We start from the raw sequence: 22,839 nt of genomic DNA, 5'->3' as shown, positions 1-22,839 counted from the left end.
AGTATCCGTTCGCAACTAGTCAGTTTTAAATAAAATCTTGTGATCCTATTCCGGGCTACCAGAATCCAGGCACCTACGGATAAGCATCGATGATCAATGTGAGTTGCTCGATTGCATTGTTGGCACGTTGTGCCAAGACGTTTATGTTGACGTTGGTGACGCCGTCGAGCGTTCGATTGCCACTTGTGGTAAATGGATAACGAAAATCAAATGACCCACTATCGACATTTTCGAAGTCTTTGATGACCTCTCGTAGTCCCTTGAAGTCGATATAAGAGGGATTGCCCTTGAATCGCTCCTCCGCTTGAGGTGCGATTGCATCCCACCGATCAAGTAGATTATGTCCCTTTTCAATGACTCTCGAAGTACCCGTAGTTTGAGTGGCCTTCTTAAGTAATAGCTCAATCGTATGGCGGAAAAGAAAGGCGATCGGGTAAATCAAGATATCAATATCCGATTCACTAGTTCTCGCAAAATCCACGAGCTTGTTTGCGCTCAATTGAAAGCCCGACGCATTGGTTCCCCATGAATTTGGGTCATAACCCACGCAGGCATTCATATCGAAGTCGGTGTCACTTGGGCCGAAGGTCTTGTTGTATTTGGTTTTCATCGATCAATGCCTTTCGCTTTTTGCATTTTCTCTATCCATTGTGTTCTAAGTAGAAAGGCAGTTAGTGGCTCAAGGGTTCATTTTTCCTTCGACTCCAACCGTATATGCTGGAGCTTTTCACTCGCATCTGTATCTCCTGGGAATCACATGGTGATCATTCCGATCCATCGCCGCGTCGATCACTTGTATGGCCGCCGCCAGGAGCTAGGAGGTCACCGCAGAAGGCCTGAGTCTTTGCAAGCTTGAAGGAATGGGAACTTGAGAAAGTTTATTTCGGCCCACGGATTCGAATTGGCGTTTTGTTCAATCTTCTCGACGATCTTCTGAGGTGTCGTTCCGCCATTAGCGCATTCTTCAATCGCCTGCACAAGCCAGTACTTGCCGTCATTCTTAGCGCAAAGCTTAGCCTTATAGCGTTCTTCGATACCGTAAACATCCATCCATGACTCCAGTTCTTCATCTCGGCCGGCAGCATCGACGGTCAACGCAATCTCCGACGGGCTCAATTTGTTAACATCCGACGACGCAATCGTCATGCTAATCGTGATGGTGGGAGCCACGTTCGCAAAGCTGTAAAACGCCTTGCGGCGAGTGCCGCCTGCGGCTTTTCGGATTGGGTCGATATGACGAAGCGGGTCCTTTTGTAGTTTGTAGCTTGAGTTGCACTCGTGGCACATTAATGCCAGGTTCTTGAAATTCACGGAGTTGAATGGATACGTTCCCTTGGGTAAAAAGTGATCGTACGCTTCCTTCTTCGTATTATTTAGTCCCTTGATGTCGTTGTAGCCACAATAGGGGCACTTGCCTTCGTCGTTTTCCGTGACAAAGGCATCATAGTGATGCTCGATCGCAGCGGTTCGACTAGAGACCGCTTTCAGGTGAATCACGTCTGAAAATAGGCATTTGCAAAATGCCTTCAGCACCGTTTCTAAATCCGCATTGATTGCTCTGACATCCGCATACGTTCCTGGCGACTTACTGGGATCGTTTCCGCAGAGCGTTTCGATATCGTTGTTGTGATCGTACCACTGGCTCATTTGAGCTCGTTGAGCCTGGGTCAATTGACTCTGAAAGATTGCGTCGATCGTCTTGATTGGTCCGTCAAGGTGATCTTTGGTTATGCTGTCGTCGTTTGCGATTTCTTCGATGACAGCTTTCAAATCTGGATGAAGAAGACTGAGCGAATAAACGCCTCCGTTACGGCACCACACAGACTTGACCAGGTGATGGAGCCATGTTTGGAATTTCTCGATGTCGTGCGTTACATAGCGATAGTTAAAGAGCATAAGACTATTTGCCCTCTTTCTTCTTTAAGGCTTGGTTCACGAAGAGGACTTTCTCTACCGAGTCACCGAGTGCTCTATCTGCCTCTTTGATGAGTAATTCGGGATCTTCCCCAGCGTCTAGCCGGTGCCGTAAGGCATTCAGGATCGACATTGCATAATCACCGATCGTTTCGATTTGGCCGAACACCTTAATCGTGATTGCATTCGCAGATGCACCGAACGTTTCAAAGTCAGGCGGTTGCCAGCTCACCTTTTGGGTCTTCGGATCTTTGGTGAAAACACGCACGTTTTCTTTTCGGCAGTCTGAGACAATAAACGGTGAGTGCGATGTCAGCAGAACTTCCCGCATCACGTTCTTCGTGGCTGCGTCGGCTTCGAGGGCGGCTCGCAGAGTAGAGACATACGACGCTCGCCAGTCGGGATTGAGGTGGGTTTCTGGCTCGTCGAGCAGAAAGAGTGCAGACTCGTGGCGGTAGAGCAGACATAGGCCAATCGTGTGCAGGAACTGGTGTTCGCCGTCGGAAAGGGCTTTGACATAGAGAGGCTCACGAACGCCGTCTTTGATCAGCTCACCTTCTTTAAAGCGAGTGATTCGGTCATGAGACGCCGGCGTCGAGATCGTCTCGTTCACATAAAGACTGCGAGATTGGTACAACTCAAGCTTCGTCTTTTCGTCAACCGAATAGTGATTGAGCGTTAGCAGGGTCTGAAAAGCCTGGAACAAGTTCAGAGCAGACTTGGCTGTGTCAACTTCGCGTGATTCACCGGACGCTTCCCCAAAGTAGTACCGAAATGCCTTCTTGGTCTCATCGTCGATCCAGTAATCCAGATATAGGTCGTAGCTTTCATCGTCCGAATACGCAGAGTAGTCCTCGTAATGGGCGGTCGAGCATTTGATGAGCTTGTCGATGAGACCTGGCTGCAGGGCGTTGTTCTCGTCGTAATAGCCAGAAAGTTTCGAGGTTAATTCGATTGTGGTCTTCGAGGAGTCCTTCAGATCATCTTTCGTCAGCGTCTTGAGATGTTCTTCCGCTCGTTGAAGACGGTGATGTCGACGGATGATGAGTCGGAACCGCTGAATTCCCTTGAGTCCAATCTTCTCTTCAAATACGCGAATTACGGGATCGCTGGGAAACAGAAAGTGGCAGATCAGAATCGCTTGGCTGAACTGTTCGTCAAGGAAAACTAATCGTCCCTCAGGAGTAGAGTAGTCAGAACCTTGTAATAGTTTGGAGCGATATTCGTCAAAGTGAATAAACCGCATCTTTAGGAATGGAAGGCTCAAAACCTCGTTCCTTCCCGACGAGAACCCTACCACATGCGATGGTAGTAGCCACTTCACTCTTTTTCGAGGTACCTCCCCGTTCTTGTCATTAAGGAAGCCAAAGTTCACGCAACGCATGATGGGCGGTTGACCAACCCGTTTCGTCATAAGAACGTGAAATTTTTGCTTTCCCGACAAATCGAATTGTCTCGCCTGCTCCGATGAGAGACCATCGAGCGATCCAAGCCTTATCCCGATGAAGTATTCCAGTTCAAACGCATCCGGTGTACTGACTTTGGCGGTGAAGCCTTTCGGATTCGATTCCTCGTCGTATTCAAATCCCACTGGGCGATTTTCGAGATGAATGCACTCAATGTGGTAAAAAATGGAAGCTAGTGCTTCGAGGACATTCGACTTGCCGCTGCCATTGCGACCGGCGAAGCAGTAGGGATGGAATTCGAAGCTGCGGTCGAAGTCCCATTCGCGCAGGAAGTTAATCTCGAAACCTGGAGGAAGGCTGCGGAAGGGGACATCGAGTTTGAGGCGAATGAGTTTCATGTCCGGGGCCTGAATACAATCTCTCGCCGCTCCTCGTCGAACTCCTGCACCAGGAGTCCTGACGCAAGATACTTGAAAATTCTATCTTTGACCGTTTCGTAATCAGCCTCTTCCATGTCGTAGATCGTTTTCTGCCAAACGTCGTCGAATGAGAATGGAGGGACAAGAAGTTGGCTTAGCGTTCGATACTTGAAATAGTCTTCACTCCATGGGATCGAATCTCCCGGCCCCCATGAAAGTTGCTCCTCCATCGTTTTAAGCTTTGCTTCTATTTCAGGTGGTGCGATAAAAAAACCGGGTCGATTGTAAACTCCATCGTTATGGTGATGCCCCGGCAATTCAGGGGCAATTTCAGTCGCTGGCAATGCCTCGAGTGTGAGTCGACTCAGATCCAGTTCGCCACGAAAGGCGCGCTGTTGAGTTGCGGCGAATAAGCTTTCGCATTGAGCCAATGATGCGCGTTGATCAGCGAGAATAATGCGCCGACGACGGATCAAATCGCAGAACTTCTTCTCATCCTCGATTGGCGGGCGAGGAACGAGTAGCCGTCTAACTTGCTCGAAATTTAATCCCGGCTTCGTTTGTCCAGTCTGATGCTTCTGGATTTGGCGTTGACCTTCTTCTGTGGAAATCGCCCATGAGAGAAACTCCGGCTGAAAGCCCTTTGCTCGCAAGATCGCCACGTGTTGGCTGATGTATCCGCCCGAATGTTGGGCAGTAACCGGAGCCACTCGACCGATGAGTGAACCAGTCATCGTCAACAGTACGTCGCCATCGCGTGTACGAGTGCGTTCCGCTTCCGCATTTTTGGGTGCGTTTACGCAAACCATCTGCGAGCTATCGATCTCATTCATCCGCACATCCAAGGAACGAATGAATCGGGCACCCTCATTGGAATAATACTTGGCCCAGCCACGGCCACCAGTCGTAATGAACTCGAGGTGGTCCGCAAGCTTCACTCGTGGGCATTGCGGGGAATTCTCGGTTCCGAACATCTCCACGAAGACGGATTGCAGGAGCTTCTCGGTGAGTTGCAGTGATTCCTGGCGCTGGCGGCGGAGGGCATCGGCCTTGTCCAACACCGCCGCAATCCGCCGTTGCTCGTCCAACGGCGGAATGGGAATGGCTATACGTTCCAGTTTCTTTGAATTGAGTGTTTTCCCTTTTGCCGCAGCGTCTACTTCCTCATCAAGGCGTATGCTCTTCAAGCACCAAAACAGATAGTCTCGATTGAGCCTACTGGAATCACGAATCGGTAGCGCGGCAATTGCTTCATTGGTAAATACGTCAATGTCAGTGATCGACACTTTGCCGATGGAGAGCTTGAAGCTCAGTAGCACGGTGCCTGTGGGAATCAAGCGACTTCGTGACTCTGTGGCCCCGAGAGGCGTAATCGATTCCTTCGTCTTGCGAAGAAGTCGGCCCTGGTTCAAATCGGCAATTGAAACCCATGGAAGCGAGCCGTTCCAGTATGCTGCGTTGTTCCGACGCGGGGTTCGACCTATGACAATCTCACATAGATCGCCAAGCGGTTCTTCAGACCAATTGTCTCGGGAAGGAGGGACAAGGTTGCTCATCCGAGAATCTCCTGCAATTCCACGATTCCCGCCCGAATCTTGTCTTCTAGGGTCGCCAGCGTCTGGAGGATGGATTTGGGATCCTCGTGTTCTGTCTCGTCGTGCTCAACCTTGCCGTAGCGATTGAACGACAGGTCATACAACTTTTCGCGAATCTCCTCCACCGGAACAAAGAAGCAATTCGACTTCCGATCTCCCGGTTCATTCGGGTTGCGAGCATTCCACTGGGCGACAACATCAGGAAGTTCACTCCCAACAACGCGTTGGCGACGATCATCGAGCGTCATCCCGTCGTTCGTTAGGTTGTAGAACCAAGTATTTTGCGTCTTGCCGCCGCGAGTGAACACCAGAATCGCTGTGGCAACACCGGCATAGGGCTTGAAGACGCCACTGGGAAGCGAAATGACCGCCTTAAGTTCCGCCTCCTCTACAAGCTTTTTTCTCGCCTCGACGAACGCGTTGGCTGCGCCAAATAGTACGCCTTGCGGCACGATAATGCCTGCTGTACCTCCTGTTCTAAGCAATGTGAAGATACGTTCGGTAAAAAGCAACTCTGTTTTGGTGGTCTTGAGCGTTAGACTCTCATTGATGTCACCTTTGTCGATGCTGCCAGTGAATGGCGGATTGGCCATCACGATGTCGTACTTAGCTTCTTCCGTAAAGCTCTTGCTGAGCGTGTCCTGGTAGTCGACATGCGGATTGTCGATGCCATGCATCATTAGATTCATCAGGGCCAGTCGAACCATAGTGCTGTCGAAATCGAAGCCAAAGAGACCTTGTTCCAGGATGTCCTTATTGTTCTGGTCAAGCTGGCCGCTGACACTCGTACGAATGAAGCCATCTTCGTCGGGTTGGAACTGCTGCTTCTTGGACTTCTTCTGCGCGAGTTGGGTAACAATGTATTGATAGGCATCCAGCAAAAAGCCCGCTGTGCCGCAGGCGGGATCGCAGATGCGGTGACCGAGCTGGGGATTCGCCAACTCGCTAATTAGTTTGATGATGTGCCGAGGCGTGCGAAACTGGCCGTTCTTACCAGCGCTACTGATCTCGTTTAGCAGCATCTCATAGACATCACCCTGAATGTCCTGAAAAAGATGCCCTTCTTCCTTCGCATCGCGTTCGATTTCAACGAAGATCTCTTCGATGATCTGCACCGCCCCTTGCAATAGGTTGGCACTGGGAATGATGAATACCGCGTTTGCCATGTGCTTCGCGAAATTACTTCCGTCGCCGTTCAGCTCTTTAATGAACGGGAAGACCTTTTGCTGCACGTGCGGCAACATCTCGTCGGCTTTCATTTGCCGGAAGTGGCTCCAACGGAGAGTGCCCTTATCGATGGCAAGTCGCTTACGTTCGCTTTTTGCTTCGGCTTCTCGAGTTTTCTTCTGGGAAGCAGTTTCTCCTACTCTGGGCTTTTCCATCTCCTCAATGCGGGAACGATCATTCGGCAGGAAGTACTCCCCTGAGAATCGCGAGGTGTAGCTGTCTCCGGTGAACTCTGCATCTTGCTCGCGCTTAAGATCGAGGTCATCGATCTGCCTCATGAAAAGCAGATAGGTGATCTGTTCAATCGCAGAGAGCGGATTTGAAATGCCTCCGGACCAGAAGCGGTCCCACAACTTGGCGATCAGTGCACGGAGTTTAGCGTTTAGTTGGAGCATAAGTTAGGCGACCAGACTTTCGGTAAGGGCCAGAATTTCGTTGATTTCATTTGGGGGGAAGATGCCGCGGATTCCGCTGGGATGAATGACGGTAAACGGGGCTTGGATCAGGTCTCGCTTCTCGATGCCACCGCGTTCAATCAGGAAATCACGCAGCAGCCTCAAGAACTGAAGCTGATGGCTATTGAGTGCGGGATGTTGGGTGATGAACTGATCGATCGACTTGGAAACAGTATCTGGGAAACTCTCGAGGATTTCGATTCCGAGGATGTGACGGATGAAGCGAATGAATGAAGCTCGCTGATGTTGGTAGACTCTTCGGAGCAGTTGAAGCGTGATGTGCGGGTGTTCGTCGTGAAGCTGTGTCGCCAACTCTTCGGCCTCTTCTTCGGTGACAGTCAGTCCATCCCGAATCTTTTGCAGAATGCTATTACTAGCGGTCAGTTCGTTGACCTTTTCTTCGACTAGCTTGCGATATTGGGCAATGCTAAGCGACTCGTGTTCCGGACCGAATTCGATGTATTCCTTGGCTGTTAACACATCGGCAAAGTTGAAGTTTGCGGGGCCGTCGCTTGGGCCGCGTCCATCGCGATAGTGCATCAGTGGACCTAGCCGCTTTACAAGATCATCAAATCCTTGATCGGTGATTGTGGCCCAGTAGTGATTTGTTTGAGCCTTTTGAATTAGCCCTGCTTCCTGCGCAACAACATTGACGGAAAGCGGCAATTCACTGATCTGAGTGGTAAGACTCTCGGTCAGGGAGGCGTATTTCTCCTTTTCGCCCTTGAGATGCGCGAGAGATGCTTCGAGCACGTCTTTCTCGAATCGCATCGCTTTGAAATCGACCTGCGACAAAGCGCGGAATAGCGGCTGAATCACATGGCGAAGGAACGCGATGCCATCCGCCGTCAATGGCTGCCAGAAAGCATCAGCGCCGCATTTCGCGAGATTGGCCTTCGATTCCATGATGGCGACCGAATTGCCGGGGAGAACTGCAATTTGGCCGCGAAGGGCAGCGATCTCTTTGTCCGCTACGGACGAATTGCCAAGAGCCTGAGCGGCTTCAATCTTGTCGATGCGAGCGCCAACCAGTCGAACCGGTAGCGGAACCTGCGGCTTGGGTTCTTTACCCTTCGGAGAGAGTTGGAAGTAATCAAAATTGTCCCAGCAATCAATAATCTGGAAGACATCCTTCTCAGGACACCAAGCCTTGATCTTATTGGACTCCAGAAGTCTCGTACCACGACCAATCATCTGCCAGAACTTTGTGTACGAGAACACCGGCTTCGCGAAGACGAGGTTGACGATTTCACGAACGTCGATGCCGGTATCGAGCATGTCGACGCTGATCGCCACACGGGGCATATCGCTCCGAGTGAACTGGTCCAGCAATCCGCCCTTGCCGTAGACGCGAGGATCGTCGGAAACCAAGACCTTGGCGAGTTCGCCTTTGTATTCCGGATAGAGTGAATCGAAGATGCGCTCGATGCGTCGCGCGTGGGCGACCGACATACAAAAGAAAATCGTCTTTCCAGGAAGAACTCCGTTGGTGTCCTTGATGGATTCCTCCATGAACTCCTTTACGATGAGGGCGTTAGTAGCGTGGTTCGTGACCTTCTTTTCGAGGTCGGTGCCTTCGTAAACGATTTCCTCGATGTCCTTACCCTCGAGGATGAGACGCTTTTGGTCCTCGAGGCTGATTGTGCGTTTGCTGATGCCCTCGTCCTGGAATTTGGTTTTGATCTTCAGGACTCGGAAGTCGCATAGGTATGGGGGGACGTGATTGATGGCTTCATCGTAGGAGAAGGCGAAGCTGGGAAGTCCGTCCTCGCAGTGGAATACGGCAAAGGTGTTGTGATCTATGACGTCGCGTGGCGTGGCAGTCAGCCCCAGCGTGATTGAATGAAAATAATCGAGGACTTCACCGTAGGTGTTGTAAATAGACCGATGGCTTTCATCGACGATCACAAGATCGAAGAAATGCGGCGACAGAGAGTTCTCTTCATCCCGCACAATGTTAAGCATCGTTGGGTAAGTGGCAACATAGATTCGGCGATCCGTGGTGATTGACTTTTCACCGGGCTCCGGCCAGCGGGGTTCGTCAGGTATATGTTCCTTGAACGCATCGAGGGCCTGACCGCGAAGGGCAATGCGGTCCACCAAAAAGAGAACTCGCTGAACGTACCCCGCACGCATCAGAGCATCGACCAGAGCAATACAGGTACGGGTTTTTCCTGTTCCCGTTGCCATTACCAGCAGGAATTGACGGCGGCTCTTAGCAATGCCTTCCATCACTGTTCGGATGGCTTGGATCTGGTAGTCGCGTCCAGCAATGTCCGTGTTTATCAGCTCATCAACGAGTGGCTTTTTGTTCTTCCGAATATATAAAAGTCTCTCCAGATCCTGCCGCGTTGGAAATCCATGGACCCGCTGTGGTGGCCCTTCTCCGATATTCCAAAAGTAGATCTCGTGACCATTGGTGTAGAAGCAGAAGGGTAGTTCTCCGCCAATACGCGCCTGAATATTAATGCAATACTGTTTTGCCTGTTCACGCCCGAGTTCAGCATCCTTCGATGTTCGCTTCGCTTCGACTACCGCCAAAGGTTTGCCGTTTTTTCCGAGAAGGACGTAGTCGCTGAACTCTCGATTGCCAAAGGAAGCAGCTTCCTCCTTCACTTGCATCTCTGAGGCTTTTTCGATGGTGAATTCTTCCACAACCTGCGTGCGATCAAGAACGTCCCAACCGGCTTCCTTTAGCCGGTGGTCGATGATCTGTTGTCGCGTTGCGGATTCGTTTGACATGCTGCTTCAGCTCCCGGACTTCGATGACTGGTCGATCTTCTTCAAGAATCGCATCAAGTCCTCGCGTTTGAAGAGCCTGTATCCGTTTGCTGGATTCCGGTGCACAGGGATATCTCCCTGCTCAGCCCATTTTCGGAGCGTGTTTTGTGCGACACCAAGTATCTGGGCCGCCTCTGCAGTTTTCACGTATTCGCTCAGATTTTTCATGCGATTGGGTCCAAGAGCCATCGGGCTAGTCTTCATAGTCTAGCAAAGTCTTCAACTTGGCAATACGATGCTTGCACCTATTATGGATATTGTAATCGCCCGAATCTCCGTAAGTAGTTACGATGCTAAACGCAACCACAATCGAAATTCGGAACATTCAGTTTCCTCGCTGGCCAAGAGCTGAACTACGACGAATTTCTTGAACAGCGGAGGAAGCTGATCGCGTAGCGAATAAAGAGCTGGATTACGACGCTTTACCAAGGAGGAAGATTTATGAGTGAGCATATATTTGGTGGAGAATGGACTGTTGAAAAGCTTGAGCGTGTCCGCAAGTATCTCACCGCGTACACGACGATTATGCGTACCAACGTGCGAGCCAGATACTTCACCACCTACTTCGTCGACGCTTTTGCTGGAACCGGCGATCGACTGGACTCAAACATCGCGGGCATCAGCGAAACTCCTTTGCTTGATGTCGAATCCGATCCTGATTTCGTAGAACTACAAAAGGGAAGTTCGCGAATTGCTCTGGAAGTCGAGCCGGGATTCGATCGTTATCTGTTCATCGAGCATAGCAAGAAACGCATCGCTGAGCTGGAAAAGTTAAAGGCTCTTTATCCCGGCCGTGCGAGCAACGTACTCATCGAACACGGGGACGCCAACACGGTTCTAACGAACTGGTGCCGACAAACAAACTGGCAGAGTCATCGCGCGGTTGTGTTCCTGGATCCATACGGTATGCAGGTCAATTGGTCAACGATCGAGGCGATTGCGGCAACCAAGGCAATCGACCTGTGGATTCTTTTTCCAATCGGCCAGGCAGTAAACCGTTTACTTGTCAACCGAAAGCCACCACCAGAAAACTGGGCCAATGCCCTTACGAGAACTTTCGGTGAAGATGCGTGGCGACACAGGTTCTACAAGAAGTCCGTTCAGCCATCTCTATTCGGAGATGAGGAACTCGAAACAAAGACCGCTGACTTTGCGGATATTGAAGCCTACTTTCTAGAGCGACTGAGCTCGGTTTTTGAGAGCGTAGCCAAGAACCCCTTGTTGCTGTTCAATTCTCGTGGCACACCCATCTACCTGCTTTGTTTTGCCGTGGGCAATGAAAAAGGCGCACCGACTGCCGTTCGGATGGCACAAGACATTCTTCGCCCTTAGGCGATTGCTGCGACCGTCAAGCGAGTGTCTCGTGGCAAGTTTAAGCTTGCCTCTAATTCACGACGAACTGCTAGCTGTGGGAATGGCTGACGTATCACTGTCGGGTATTCATCATAGGTTCTGCCATCCAGCTCACGCCCATGTCGAGACTTTCTTACGCCTCCCCACTGCTTGAAAAAGAACGGAATGTTCTGTTTCTCGCATTGCGCTCGGATCGAAGTGACCCACTCGACTCGCATTGGCCTAGCTCCGTTCCCGCTCTCGCCACCCACAATTACCCACTGCATGCCTTTGAGATTGAGCGGGCCCAAGTCTTCAAGTAGCGGCTCAATGGAAAGGAAATTCATCTCTGCTTTTGCATCACGCAATTGCTGAATTCTTGGTACGCCCGACTTCTTGTTTTCGACGCTTGTGCCCCACCAAATGTGTTCCAGTTTGGCTGCGAAGCTCAGCTTGGTTTTCAACAAATCTCGCAAGCGTTCAGCTCGTTTGGTCAACACTTGGTAGATATGCCAGTTGGCCGTTGCCATCACTTGAGCAACTTGGACTATATAGTCGTCTGGGACATCTTCATGAAACAGATCGCTCATCGAATTCACGAAGACCATCTGTGGCTTCGTCCAATGAAAAGGCTCTGGCAATTTGTGTGGTACGAGGCGAAGGTCGAACCCGAACTCAAACGGATTGCCGGGGACTCCGCGAAAGCGTTCTGCAAAAGTTTCCGCATAACAGTGCTTGCAGCCAGCGCTTATCTTCGTGCAACCGCGCACTGGATTCCACGTAGTGTCTGTCCACTCGATTTTGGAGTTCACGCTCATCATTTATCTCCTTGCAACATAGCTACGGGGAATCGCACTTCAGGGAATACATTTTTTTCAATGCGGTGACAAGTTTGGTCCTTCGGCCGACCACCAAGTCAAAGCTAGCAAAGCGAAGCTTGTAAATCCACCGAGCTGGTCATCAGTACTTGGTAGCCCTGCTTTTTCTCCAGGATCGCCGTTGTAAGCTCCAATCAGTCATTTTGGCGATGTTTCTCGCTGAGCGTTCAATTGGAACCGCAAAAGTGGTCACAGAACCTCCAAAAAACAAGATCTCTTCCTGAATGTCTGGTGCAAGCAAGTTCAAATCCATGATCTGGGTAAGCCGAGCACGACTGACATGGCCAACTCGTGCGAGCTCGGCTTGGTCGGTAACTTGCCCGCTCTTGATCAAGTGATCGAGGCGGACGGCGAGGGCCATCATTTTGGTGATGCGAGGCAATCGGCCTGGCGTGGGTTGCTCTGGCTGCGTTCCGGCTTCCGCAATCGTCTTGGCGGTTCGCTTGCCGGACTTGAACTCCAATTTGTGCGTGGCGGTTAGCATGTGCCTGCTCCCACTTTACTTTGCTGTTCTTGACTGAATGTTCTGATCCCGATCGGGTGGTAGGAGATGGACAGCTCTTTGCTATGACCGTCGTACTGAATCGAATCGACGATCTGGCGGATGGCTTTGGCTTTCTCGGCAGGAGACAACGCTGCCCAGACTTCTTGGAACCGACCGAGCGACTCGCGGACGTCCGACTCATCGATCATCAGGCTGGATACGGAGGTCATCTCGTCAACGACCTCGGATACCCGTTGTTCCTTCTCGCGAATCTGGTCTTGGATATCGGCAACCGCCGACTCGTTGGCACCGTCCGCGATCGCTTGGTTCAGTCGCTCATAGTGGCCAAGGATTGCCCGTTCCAACGCGTTCTTTTCTTTCTTGAGTCGTTCTACGGTCGTCTGAGTTTGGACGCGACTCTGGGCCAACGTATCGCGAACAACGCCAGGGTCTTGACCAACGCTTCGTATTTGGTCAATCACGAAATTTTCGATCTCAGCAGCTGGAAGCGATGGTGATGGGCAACTTGCCCAGCCTTGCTTTTGCGCTTTGTGACAAATGTAGTAGCGATAAAGAGTCGAGCCTTTCTTTGTGTACGAATGGCTCATCCCACAATTGCAGGCAGCGCAGCGAAGTAGTCCCTGCAGCAAAGCATTGTGCTTGCATCGCATGAGGTCTTTCTTCATGCGGCTGTTCAGCTTTAGGATCTCCTGGACTCGGTCGAATAAATCTCGCTTGATGATGGCATCTTGGAGGCCAGGATGGAGCTGGCCCTCGTACTCGATCATACCGATGTAAGTCGCGTTGGTCAGGATGGCTGTGACCTTGTTCTTGTTGAACTCACCGCCACCGATCGTCCTACCCTTCTTGGTGGTCCACTCTTTGATTCGCCAACCACGTTGGTTCAACACCCGTGCAACCTGCAGAGTCGATTTCATTTCTAAGTACAATTTGAAGATCTCTTGAACTTGTAGCGATTCGAGAGGATCAACGACCAGCTTCGTGTTGACAACGTTGTAGCCAAGGATCGGCTTGCCTCCAATCCAACGCCCCTTGCGCCGAGCTGCCCGCATCTTGTCGCGTGTTCGCTCGCTGATCATATCGCGTTCGAATTGAGCAAATGACAAAAGAACATTGAGCGTCAATCGGCCCATTGAAGAGGCGGTATTGAATGACTGTGTTACACTCACAAACGTGACTTGATGACGGTCGAAGACCTCGATGATTTTCGCGAAATCAAGCAGACTTCGACTGAGACGGTCGACCTTATAGACGACAACGCAGTCGATCTTGCCGGCAGCGATGTCAGCCAGTAACCGTCGAAGACCCGGGCGATCCATATTTGCACCGGTGAATCCACCGTCGTCGTACTTGGTCTCGAGGCATTCCCAGCCTTCATGCTTCTGGCTCTTGACGTAGAGCTCGCCAGCTTCTCGCTGCGCATCCAGGGAATTGAACTCTTGCTCCAATCCCTCTTCGGTCGATTTGCGAGTGTAGATGGCACAGCGACAGGTCTTCCTCGCTTCGGGTTTTGCAGAATGTTTGTTCGACATTAGGCTTTGCCCCCATCAACGCGAAAGAAGTTGAAGCCGTTCCAGTGTTTACCAGTCACGGCCTTGGCAACGGCGGTAAGAGACTTGTACTTCTGCCCTTGCCATTCGAAGCCATCGCCTCGGACGACCACAACAATGTTCTGCCCTTTGTAAATCCGCTGGAGGGACTGGCCTACCGACAGACTACGAGTCGGCTTGGAATCAACATTCACGACAACCGTATTCGGCTGCTGGACAAACTCACGCGGCTTCCGTTCGCGTGGTGGCATCATGCGTATGTCCGCGTCGTTTGCAATCTCCATGGCCCGACGCCTCGCTCGTTCGGAGAGATCTCCTTCGATATTCGCCTGCATACGCCAAGCGATCCGTTTGATGAGCCAAACCTTATTTCGCGCATTGGTTGGCTCTTTGAAGACTTCGCAATATTTCTTGCGAAGCTCACCCACGCTCATGAGCTTCATGAGTGCGACTTCCCGATCGATGTTCATTCTTACCTCGACTTGGTAAATGGTTGAGAACTAAGACGGTAGTTAACCCGTGTGGACACACTGAGCGGTAGTTCTCAAGAATCTTCAAGCCCATCGTCGGGAGATTGTCGGGTTTCTTTGTCCTCTTCCGTTGCGTTGGATACCTTCTTCAACAGAGTGCGGATCAAGCCTGCAGCAAGCACCTTCGCAAGCTCAAGGCGTCTAGTCTCGACGCTCAATGTCGATAGTTCGGTCAGTTTGCTCATCAAGGTTCCGATTCGGCTACATAGACTCCGTTTAACACAAGCCCCTACTCCTTGAACTACTCAGCACGAGAAGGAACTGGCAACGATGAGCGCCAAAATTCTTGAAAACGGCGATTTTTCGATTTTCCAAAGAGCTGTGACCAGAGGAGTCAAAGCGGTGTCGAAGATTAGCGTTTTTGTTCCCGTCACCATTCACTTGGAGAGTTCCGAAATGGCTCAAGCCTCAACAACTGACAATGCACCTAAACTCGATCGCGCTAAGGTGCGAAAGTTCCGCGAGATCGCAAGGTACCGGCTAGAAGATTGCGTTCGCGAGTCCAACTTGCAGGAAGATTGGAGAAGAATCGAACGCGGCGAATTTAGCGAGGTTGGCCGAGATGTGGTCTATGACATCGCCGATTTCCTAGGTTGCGATGTCGATGACTTGCTCACGGAGAAATGCCCCGCGTTTAGACTGCCTGAAACGTTCTCTCTCTGCGATTCAGAGAATTGGGTCTACTCTTCCGAGTCGAGTTCTGGATTGCGTGTAAAGGTGGAACCCAAAGGTGGACAGAGTCTCTTGAGGATAAATTGCGAGGATGCGACTCCGGAAGAAATGGAAAGTTTTTGGAAGATGCTGACCAGTCGTGTCACATCGTAATGCAATGCTAGCAATTGCAGATTGAGCAAAGGGTCGATCGCTAGGAAGGCATCAGGAGCATGGCCAAGGATGAAGCGAATGGACGCAAGCTACAGGAGCGCACGGTGGTGGAACCGCCGTCGACCCTTCCTCAATCGGCATCTTGCCAGTTAGTCGGAGTCACTGGAATCCTATTTTTCCCATGGAAGTACGCATGATCTACTAATTTTTTTCGAGCATCACATGACCACAGCCAAGTACCAACGATTTACCAACTTGCGAGTGCTGAAATCCGTCCAAAACGATCGGTTATTGAAGTTTCTCTCGCCCCACAAAGAATATATCGCCTCACGAGGCCTAGAGCTTCCACTAGGAAGCAAGCTAACCGATTCACAGTTCGAGCTCTTGGGCCAGATACTTAGAGCTCCCGACGGTCAGACACCCGCCGAATTGATGCGTGCGGTACACATGGTCAATGAGTTGGCTCGCGAATCAATGATGGAAACCCTGCTCCATCAGATCGACGAGTTAGCCGAAGCCTTTCATCGTGACGAAAGAATCATGCCTGCCGATGTAGCGGTTGAAGCAATCCTTCGGCATCGTGACCATGTCGAGACGATTCATCGCCTGCAGTCGTTAGCGACTCGGCGAACGTACTCGTACTTTCAAGCAAACAGTGATTTTGTACCAAGCTTGCAAGAGCCACTGGAACGATGCCGCGTTGCTTTTGAGAGTGCCGTTGGATCGTACTTTGAATCAAAAAAGTGCGGCCGTGGTACCCATGCGGCGATGCTGCTGAGCGGCGATTCCCTCGATCTCACGGTTAGCCATGGTAGGCCTTGGCAATTACAAGATGTCTTAGTCGATGGAGTACGCGACATCTTGAGTTTTCAGCCATTGCATGAAGATTTGCTGCAGTTCAATCGACTAACCGGTGAGTTGAAAATCAATGCTGTAACTGCGATTCAGAAGGAGATGTATCGTTCCTCATTTGGCAGATTCTTCTTCGGTGACGAAAATTTGTTCCCGCCAGGTGACATCTGGACGACCGAACCACTGCGACAGAATAGCGAGGCTGCGTTGTCCGTGGTCAACGTACCTGAACTACTTTCAGCAACACTGACGTCAGTGACCCTCTTCATCGCGGGCGCGAAGCCGGAACTGGTCACAATGAAGCGAGATAACTTGATTGATATCCTCGATGAACGGATCGCGTACTACGAGGGTCTGGATATCGATGTTCGAATCGTAGAAGCCAGGATTGAATTGCGGTTCATCGATGGAAGAAGAACTCGATCGGTAACGATTAAGCCGCCGAATATCGCCGTCTACACCCGCGATGGTGATGCGGACATTATCGAGTTGTTTCTGAACGATCGAGGATTTACCAATGGCAAAATCATTGTGCCATTCAAGCTGGGTGGAGCGTCTTTGGCTCACAGCAGCCGCGGTGCCTGAGCAGCGAACGTCTCTCGCACACTGGCGGATCCTCTTAGATACTGATTTCGAACAAGCCAGACGCTGGCTCGTTCCCACTCAGGAGGTTGCCAGCGCGGTTCCATGGCAGGGAGATAGGAGCCGATGGCTCAAAGTTGCAGAAGATGAGCCTTATCGATATTTGATCTACGATGAGGACTCGCATCGTAGCCGATCCATTGACCGTGCTGAAGTTACAGTCTTTGGAATCGATTGGGTGCGAGTGGCCGATTCACTCTGCTGTCAAAGTGGTTTTCATCGCTCGGCAACCTCTGCGTGCACGAGGTCAGTTTGGCATTGGGGGACTGCGCATCCACAAATGGGATTCGCGTTCCCTCTGTTCTTAGCGTCAGGGCCATTGTTGGACACTCTAACTACCATAGGCGACCAAACGAATCAGCCGTTTGTAGTGTTGCGTCTACGAACCAAACCGATCGACTCTCTTTGTGGTCGTCTGTTGCATGAACGGCGCGGTTTGTTGCTATCTCTTGCCGAGGTAACTCAGCCTACGGAATCGAACGCGATTGCGTTTACCCAACCGGTTCTGGAGAGCATCACGTCCTTTCTACAGCAGTTTCTGCCGAAGCAATCAGCCAAAATCACCGCGCCAGGATTCCCAACTCCACCAAATTGTTCCTGGTCAGCAATCAAAATTCGGTTTCTGGATATTGATACTGTTTCCATTACAGCCAATGGTGTGGTTGGTCGCTACCACTTTACCGAGATGGGGTTCTCCCGGGCTGGCAACAAACGCTCGAATGTTCAATGGGAATTGTTGCGAGCGTTTGCGAAAAGCTATGGCACGTTGACTTGGACATCACCTGGTGCCAGCCGTCAAAACCAGAAACGTAAAGAACGGCTTAGCGAAACGCTTTGTGAGTTCTTCGGCATTTCCGACGATCCGATTCGTTGGATGCCCGATCGCTGCGGTTGGCAGACTCTTTTTGCTCTCGATCCAGAACCCTGACCTGGCTTGTCGCAGCGACATGTCGCTGAGTCGTTCGCAGATTTCTTGGATTTTCCTATCTTCGAAAGCCTCGCGATTTCGCTGTCCAATTCATTACCTGCCAAGCAACTTTCGAGATTCTTCGGCTTAGCAGCGACATGTCGTCAGTCATGAGCGACAGGCCAACGACGCTTCGACAAGTCTCCCTTGCCGCAGCAGATCAGCACCGCTTCCAAGCCCTTCGGGACGGTCTGTCGCTAGGACGCTGTGCTGGTGTGCCGGCCAAGGAATGGCACGCATGTCCCAGTCATTTGATGTTATCAACGACAAGTTCACCCGCGGCATCATTCGCCGCAAAGCAATGCAGATCGTGAAGAGGGCTGGCTTTTCAGAGCAGGATCTAGAATCGATCGAGCACGCTCTTCTGACAAAGGTCATAGAGGCAATGCCCTCATTTGACCCGCAGATCGCTCACCGAAACGTTTTTGTTACCACCGTCGTTGAACGACAAACCAGCACACTGATCAGGGACGGTGCGTCTCTGTTCAAAGGCCAGAGTCAAATCCAGTCATTGAATGTGCCTGTACCCATTCCCGGTGAGAGTCCCATCGATTTGCAGTACACGCTCGATGAGTCGATCTGTGACGCCAGGTTGCAAATCGACCGCAAGCCGGTCAACGAATTGAAAGACTTGGCTTCCGATCTTGCCATCGCGATTTCTCGACTGCCTGAACAATGGCAACAGATGCTTGAATTGCGAAAAACACACTCCCTACCTCGGGTGGCGGAACTCATGGGCGTCCCAAGGTCGACCCTTCGATGCTGGATCCGGCAGATCGCCGATCAATTCGAGGCAGAAGGACTCCGCGAGTACATCGCCTGAAAAGTTTTGAAAGTCTTTCGCCAGTTTGCCACTTTGCTGAGTAGTTCAAGAGGTAGAGGGCAAATCAACCCACCATTCCCAAGTGACTGCAATGAAGAGATCCATGTCAGCATCCACAACCAATGTCGAGACCCGTGTCAACGTTTCCCGTGCAGTCGGACGGTACCTGCGTGCTGTTGAGCATTTCGAAGCAGCATCCAGGGAGTTCAACGAAGCGTGTTCGGGACTGAGAGACCAACTGGTTGAGCCAAGCCGCTTCGTTACCAAGATCGACTTCAAGCATTACTTGGTCACTTCCGACCAGGAACGCAACTTCGAGGTCGAGGAACTCGAGCTGCTCTAGCTGCCTGGTTGATTCGCGTCCTCATCCCTGCCTCTTGAAAGTGACACCGTGAACAAGCCATTACGACCAACCGATCCCGGAGAACGACGCTGCCTCAAGTGCAATCAAGAGTTTCGATCAAGCGGCGCTGGAAACCGCATCTGCCGAGACTGTGCGCGAATCAACGCATCACTGAAAGTTAGCGAAGCGCAGCTGGCTCTTGAGCGTGGCGTGAAGCGACTGAATGGAATCATCATTGAAGAGCCATGCATATACGAAGTGACTAACACCGATTCCCAATTCAATTAGCCCGATTCTGTAACGGAAAAACCATGTCTCAAGTTATTGCGCCATCCGCTGCGAACGACAAGACGCTACTGACCTATTCAGCGCTGAATACGTTTCGCAATTGTCCAAGAAAGTATAAGAACCGCTATCTCGATAAATTGCGACCGCGTGAGCGTGCAGAGGCGTTGTCGTTCGGGAGCGTTATCCATACGGCGATCGAGCTTTGGTATCGGTCGCAAAATGCGGAATCGCGGCTACGCGATGTGCTCACGTACATTGATGATGCTTTTGAAGATCGCCTCGCTGATTCGAACCAGATGGTTCAGTGGCATCTAGCAACGGCGATGATCCGTGGCTACGCCGAACGCTATGCAATCGAAGAGTTCGAGATTGTCGAAGTGGAAAAGGAGTTCGTCGGCGAGATCCGCAACCCTGATACGGGTCGGCAAAGTCAAACATTCCGTATCGCTGGCAAGGTTGATGGCATCGTTCATTGCCACGATGGTTTGTACCTGATTGAGCATAAAACGGCATCCACGGTTGATTCGAGCTATCTCGATAAACTGTGGACCGACACTCAAATCGCCTTGTACTGCCATTACCTACGAGAGTTGGGCTATCCGATCGTGGGCGTCATCTACAACGTGTTGCTCAAGAGTCGGCTCAAGCAAGGGAAAGGCGAAACGCAGGAAGAGTACGAGGCTCGCAAAGCCGAATTGGCAGCCAAGAACAAGAGCGGCAAGTCAACCGCCAAGCGGCAGATGCCTGAGACCGACGATGAGTTCCAAGTCCGGCTAACGGAATGGTATTCCCGTCCCGAGGCCTTCCATCGCGAGTTCATTTATCTCTCCGAAGACCGTCTCGCCATGTTGCAAGACGAGGTCTGGGAGATCACGCAGCAATACCTCGATGCCCGCCGACGTGGCAAATGGCTGCTGAATACCTCGAACTGTTTCTCGTACCAACGACCCTGCGAGTACTTAGCGTATTGCCAGTCGGGATTCAATCCAAACGTCGCTGACAACCTGTACGAGATCGCTCTCCCTAACGAAGAGCTATCTCGTGTTGATTCTGAAGCACCCCCGTTCTGATTTGAAAGGAATTCTCATTTATGACACTGACTCTACCAACAGCCAAGACCAGGCCGACCACCGACTTGGCAAAGCAGTCGATCTTGCTCTATGGCGTTCCAAAACTAGGCAAGTGTCTCGCTGGCAATACAGTCCTATATGACCCAACTTCTGGGCAGCCAGTTACCTTGGCAGACCTTGTGACCAGCAAGGAAGGCACAGTCTTATCGATGGGGATGGCCGGCATCATCAAGTCAGCTGATCCAACCGACTACATCGACAACGGCGAAGCCATGTTGTTTCGGATCACGACGCAGTCAGGCCGCACTATCGATGCGACTGCTGAGCATCCCTTCTTAACCCGCGAAGGATGGGCACCGCTAAGCGTATTGAAAGAGAATGACAAAATCGGTGTCGTCGCTGAGTATTCGTCACTGTTCGGTACAGTCCGGACAGAACCCGAATTTCTCAAAGTCCTGGCTTACCTCTTAGCTGATGGGAGCCTCGGCGGTACGAGTCCAGTATTTACGAAGGTTGACGAAGAAGTTCGCGAAGATTTCAAGCAGGCCGTTGAATCGATTGGCGATGAATTCCTTGAGTTCGTCAATGATCAAGGCATCCCACAGGTGCGAGTGAAGGGTGGGCGTATTGGTCGCAATAATGTCTTGCGATTCATTCGAGAACATGGCATCGACGGCTTGCGATCTGGCGATAAATTCATTCCCGATTTTGTATTCGGTCTTCAACGAGAGCGAATGGCACTCTTTTTGAATCGCTTGTTTAGCTGTGATGGTTCGGTCGAAAAGAAAAAGGTCTCATACAGTTCGAAGTCAATTCGAATGGTGAGACAGGTTCAGCATCTGCTACTGCGATTTGGAATCGTCAGTCTCATGCGAGATCGATTTATCGATGGTGAGCTGTACGGCGCAGAGCTGTACATCGCCGCCAAAGAAGACATCTTGCGATTTCTGGACGACATCGGTGTATTTGGCGAGAAGCAAATCGCGGCTGAGCAACTTCGCCAAGGCTTATACTCCATTCGCGCCGCTTCAACACAGTTAGATCGTCAGGGGAACATACTTTTTGATCGCATCAAGAGTATTGTTCCATTGGGCACCGGTCGAATCTACGATCTCACAATTCCGGACACTCATAACTTCGTAGCCAACGACTTCGTCGTTCATAACTCGAGTTTTGCTTCCCAATTCCCGGAGGCGATGTTCTTCGAATGCGAGCCAGGTCTTAATCACTTGGAAGTGTTCAAGGTGCCAACCTATTCGTGGGAAACATTCCTGGAAGCTTGCAAACTCATCGCCAAGGGTGATCACAACTTCAAGACGTTGGTGATCGACACGGTCGACAACGCCTTCAAGATGTGCTCGGACTATGTCTGTGCCAAACATGGCATCGAGTACGAAGGGGACATGGGCCACGGCAAAGGCTGGGCTCTGGTCAAGAACGAATGGCATCGAGTACTGACGCGTTTGGCTAGTTTGCCATACGGCTTGATTCTCATTTCGCATGCCGTCGACAAGACAATTGAAACGCGAACCGGGGAATACACCAAAACGACCCCAAGCTTGCCTGATCGGGCTCGCAACGTTGTGTTGGGCCTAGTCGACATCATCCTCTACGGTGACTCGGTCTCGCGTAAGGACGCTGCAGGCAATCTTGTTGTCGATCGCGTGCTCCGAACCAAGCCGCATCCCACTTACGAAGCCGGCGATCGCACGGGTCGCTTGCCAGAAATGCTGCCACTGAGCTATGCCGCTTTCAATTCGGCATTCAGCGGCAACACATCAAATTCAACCGCACAGAGCCCTGCGCCCGGCAAAGGCTCTGCTGCGTCTTCTTCCAATCCGGGCAGCACCCCAGCAGGAAAGGCTGTTAAGTAATGAGCGATTACGAAGAATACGAACCCAACAATCCCTCGGTCGATTTGTCGTCGTTCGATGAAGAGTTCGAAACTGCGGAGGCACCGGAGTACGACGAAGTCCCCGATGGCAAGTATCAAGCTCGCATCGAGTCGGTGAAGCTTGAGTCAAGTCAGAAGGGCGATCCGATGATTAAGTTCGATTTGGAAGTGATGTCTGGCTCCCAGGCCGGCCGCCACATCTTCAAGAACTCGGTCATCACCCAAGCGTCGATTCCCTATGTAAAGGGAGACCTAAAAACGCTGGGGATCGAACTTTCCAAATTCAGCGAATTGTCTGGGCGACTCGAAGAACTGCTCGATGTGACCTTGGAAGTCACGAAGCGGACTCGTGGTGACTACACCAACGTCTACTTCAATCGACGCATTCGTCTTGCTGCGGCATCAAGCGGTGAAGTCCCATCATCAGGGGATATACCGTTCTGATCACAAGCGGCTTGAGTTCGCACGGGTGCGGCTGGGACGGGCAAAGCGAATGAGTCGTTGCTAATCGGCCATTCGCTCCGTTCCAGCTTTTTCTATTTC

22 protein-coding genes are annotated in these 22,839 nt (G+C 51.3%); 10 read left to right on the top strand and 12 right to left on the bottom strand.

Going from position 1 to position 22,839, the window contains the following annotated elements; translation table 11 throughout:
- Positions 1 to 73: 73 nt before the first annotated feature.
- The 7 genes from VN12_RS05925 to VN12_RS05895 all read right to left on the bottom strand — a co-directional run bounded on the left by VN12_RS05925 (position 74) and on the right by VN12_RS05895 (position 9,965).
- A complete protein-coding gene (locus VN12_RS05925) occupies positions 74 to 610 on the bottom strand; it encodes a hypothetical protein (RefSeq protein WP_146675961.1) in 537 nt (178 codons plus the stop codon).
- A 212-nt stretch (positions 611 to 822) separates the two neighbouring features.
- Positions 823 to 1,896 (bottom strand): HNH endonuclease, encoded by a 1,074-nt coding sequence (locus tag VN12_RS05920; protein ID WP_146675960.1) that lies wholly within the window; start codon positions 1,894 to 1,896, stop codon positions 823 to 825.
- Between the two features lie 4 nt (positions 1,897 to 1,900).
- Positions 1,901 to 3,718 carry a restriction system-associated AAA family ATPase gene (locus VN12_RS05915; RefSeq protein ID WP_146675959.1) on the bottom strand — a complete coding sequence of 606 codons (1,818 nt, stop codon included), beginning with the start codon at positions 3,716 to 3,718 and terminating at the stop codon, positions 1,901 to 1,903.
- A complete protein-coding gene (locus VN12_RS05910; protein WP_146675958.1) occupies positions 3,715 to 5,295 on the bottom strand; it encodes a restriction endonuclease subunit S in 1,581 nt (526 codons plus the stop codon). The genes VN12_RS05915 and VN12_RS05910 overlap by 4 nt, the downstream gene beginning before the upstream one ends.
- The gene (locus VN12_RS05905; RefSeq protein ID WP_146675957.1) at positions 5,292 to 6,956 is read right to left on the bottom strand and encodes a type I restriction-modification system subunit M; all 1,665 of its coding nucleotides are present in this window, start codon (positions 6,954 to 6,956) and stop codon (positions 5,292 to 5,294) included. Before VN12_RS05905 ends, VN12_RS05910 begins: the two co-directional genes overlap by 4 nt.
- Positions 6,957 to 6,959: 3 nt before the next feature.
- Positions 6,960 to 9,758, bottom strand: coding sequence for a DEAD/DEAH box helicase family protein (locus VN12_RS05900; protein ID WP_146675956.1), 2,799 nt, complete (start codon positions 9,756 to 9,758; stop codon positions 6,960 to 6,962).
- A 6-nt stretch (positions 9,759 to 9,764) separates the two neighbouring features.
- Positions 9,765 to 9,965: a MerR family transcriptional regulator gene (locus VN12_RS05895; protein ID WP_146679804.1), complete on the bottom strand. Its 201-nt coding sequence runs from the start codon at positions 9,963 to 9,965 to the stop codon at positions 9,765 to 9,767.
- Positions 9,966 to 10,238: 273 nt separating this feature from the next.
- Between VN12_RS05895 and tcmP the strand changes: the two genes are divergently transcribed.
- Positions 10,239 to 11,129, top strand: coding sequence for a three-Cys-motif partner protein TcmP (gene tcmP, locus VN12_RS05890; RefSeq protein WP_146675955.1), 891 nt, complete (start codon positions 10,239 to 10,241; stop codon positions 11,127 to 11,129).
- Here the strand turns inward: tcmP and VN12_RS05885 are convergent.
- The 5 genes from VN12_RS05885 to VN12_RS25710 form a co-directional block, all read right to left on the bottom strand.
- On the bottom strand, positions 11,126 to 11,950 hold the full coding sequence (locus VN12_RS05885) for a DUF5131 family protein (RefSeq protein WP_240491333.1): 825 nt from the start codon (positions 11,948 to 11,950) through the stop codon (positions 11,126 to 11,128). The two genes, tcmP and VN12_RS05885, sit on opposite strands and share 4 nt — an antisense overlap.
- Before the next feature lie 139 nt (positions 11,951 to 12,089).
- Positions 12,090 to 12,491 carry a hypothetical protein gene (locus VN12_RS05880; RefSeq protein WP_146675954.1) on the bottom strand — a complete coding sequence of 134 codons (402 nt, stop codon included), beginning with the start codon at positions 12,489 to 12,491 and terminating at the stop codon, positions 12,090 to 12,092.
- Positions 12,485 to 14,044 (bottom strand): recombinase family protein, encoded by a 1,560-nt coding sequence (locus tag VN12_RS05875; protein WP_146675953.1) that lies wholly within the window; start codon positions 14,042 to 14,044, stop codon positions 12,485 to 12,487. Before VN12_RS05875 ends, VN12_RS05880 begins: the two co-directional genes overlap by 7 nt.
- Positions 14,044 to 14,532: a DUF2924 domain-containing protein gene (locus VN12_RS05870; RefSeq protein WP_146675952.1), complete on the bottom strand. Its 489-nt coding sequence runs from the start codon at positions 14,530 to 14,532 to the stop codon at positions 14,044 to 14,046. The genes VN12_RS05875 and VN12_RS05870 overlap by 1 nt, the downstream gene beginning before the upstream one ends.
- 74 nt (positions 14,533 to 14,606) lie before the next feature.
- Positions 14,607 to 14,777, bottom strand: a complete 171-nt coding sequence (locus VN12_RS25710; protein WP_168164244.1) for a hypothetical protein — start codon at positions 14,775 to 14,777, stop codon at positions 14,607 to 14,609.
- Between the two features lie 85 nt (positions 14,778 to 14,862).
- Between VN12_RS25710 and VN12_RS05865 the strand changes: the two genes are divergently transcribed.
- The 9 genes from VN12_RS05865 (at position 14,863) to VN12_RS05825 (ending at position 22,740) form a co-directional block, all read left to right on the top strand.
- The gene (locus tag VN12_RS05865) at positions 14,863 to 15,417 is read left to right on the top strand and encodes a hypothetical protein (RefSeq protein ID WP_146675951.1); all 555 of its coding nucleotides are present in this window, start codon (positions 14,863 to 14,865) and stop codon (positions 15,415 to 15,417) included.
- Positions 15,418 to 15,639: 222 nt separating this feature from the next.
- On the top strand, positions 15,640 to 16,854 hold the full coding sequence (locus VN12_RS05860) for a hypothetical protein (protein ID WP_146675950.1): 1,215 nt from the start codon (positions 15,640 to 15,642) through the stop codon (positions 16,852 to 16,854).
- Entirely contained in the window at positions 16,787 to 17,839 is a 1,053-nt protein-coding gene (locus VN12_RS05855) for a hypothetical protein (protein WP_146675949.1), read from the top strand. The genes VN12_RS05860 and VN12_RS05855 overlap by 68 nt, the downstream gene beginning before the upstream one ends.
- Before the next feature lie 277 nt (positions 17,840 to 18,116).
- Positions 18,117 to 18,701, top strand: a complete 585-nt coding sequence (locus tag VN12_RS05850) for a helix-turn-helix domain-containing protein (protein WP_146675948.1) — start codon at positions 18,117 to 18,119, stop codon at positions 18,699 to 18,701.
- A gap of 103 nt (positions 18,702 to 18,804) precedes the next feature.
- Entirely contained in the window at positions 18,805 to 19,044 is a 240-nt protein-coding gene (locus VN12_RS05845; RefSeq protein ID WP_146675947.1) for a hypothetical protein, read from the top strand.
- 48 nt (positions 19,045 to 19,092) lie between these two features.
- Positions 19,093 to 19,332 carry a hypothetical protein gene (locus VN12_RS05840; protein WP_146675946.1) on the top strand — a complete coding sequence of 80 codons (240 nt, stop codon included), beginning with the start codon at positions 19,093 to 19,095 and terminating at the stop codon, positions 19,330 to 19,332.
- 23 nt (positions 19,333 to 19,355) lie between these two features.
- Positions 19,356 to 20,402, top strand: coding sequence for a PD-(D/E)XK nuclease family protein (locus VN12_RS05835; protein WP_146675945.1), 1,047 nt, complete (start codon positions 19,356 to 19,358; stop codon positions 20,400 to 20,402).
- Between the two features lie 20 nt (positions 20,403 to 20,422).
- Positions 20,423 to 22,276: an AAA family ATPase gene (locus VN12_RS05830; protein ID WP_146675944.1), complete on the top strand. Its 1,854-nt coding sequence runs from the start codon at positions 20,423 to 20,425 to the stop codon at positions 22,274 to 22,276.
- Positions 22,276 to 22,740, top strand: coding sequence for a DUF669 domain-containing protein (locus VN12_RS05825; protein WP_146675943.1), 465 nt, complete (start codon positions 22,276 to 22,278; stop codon positions 22,738 to 22,740). The genes VN12_RS05830 and VN12_RS05825 overlap by 1 nt, the downstream gene beginning before the upstream one ends.
- Positions 22,741 to 22,839 lie beyond the last annotated feature (99 nt).

This window comes from Pirellula sp. SH-Sr6A, assembly GCF_001610875.1.
Classification (GTDB): domain Bacteria; phylum Planctomycetota; class Planctomycetia; order Pirellulales; family Pirellulaceae; genus JBKCUI01.
The sequence above is the reverse complement of the archived record's forward strand: the minus strand, read 5'-3'. Positions and strand labels throughout refer to the sequence as shown.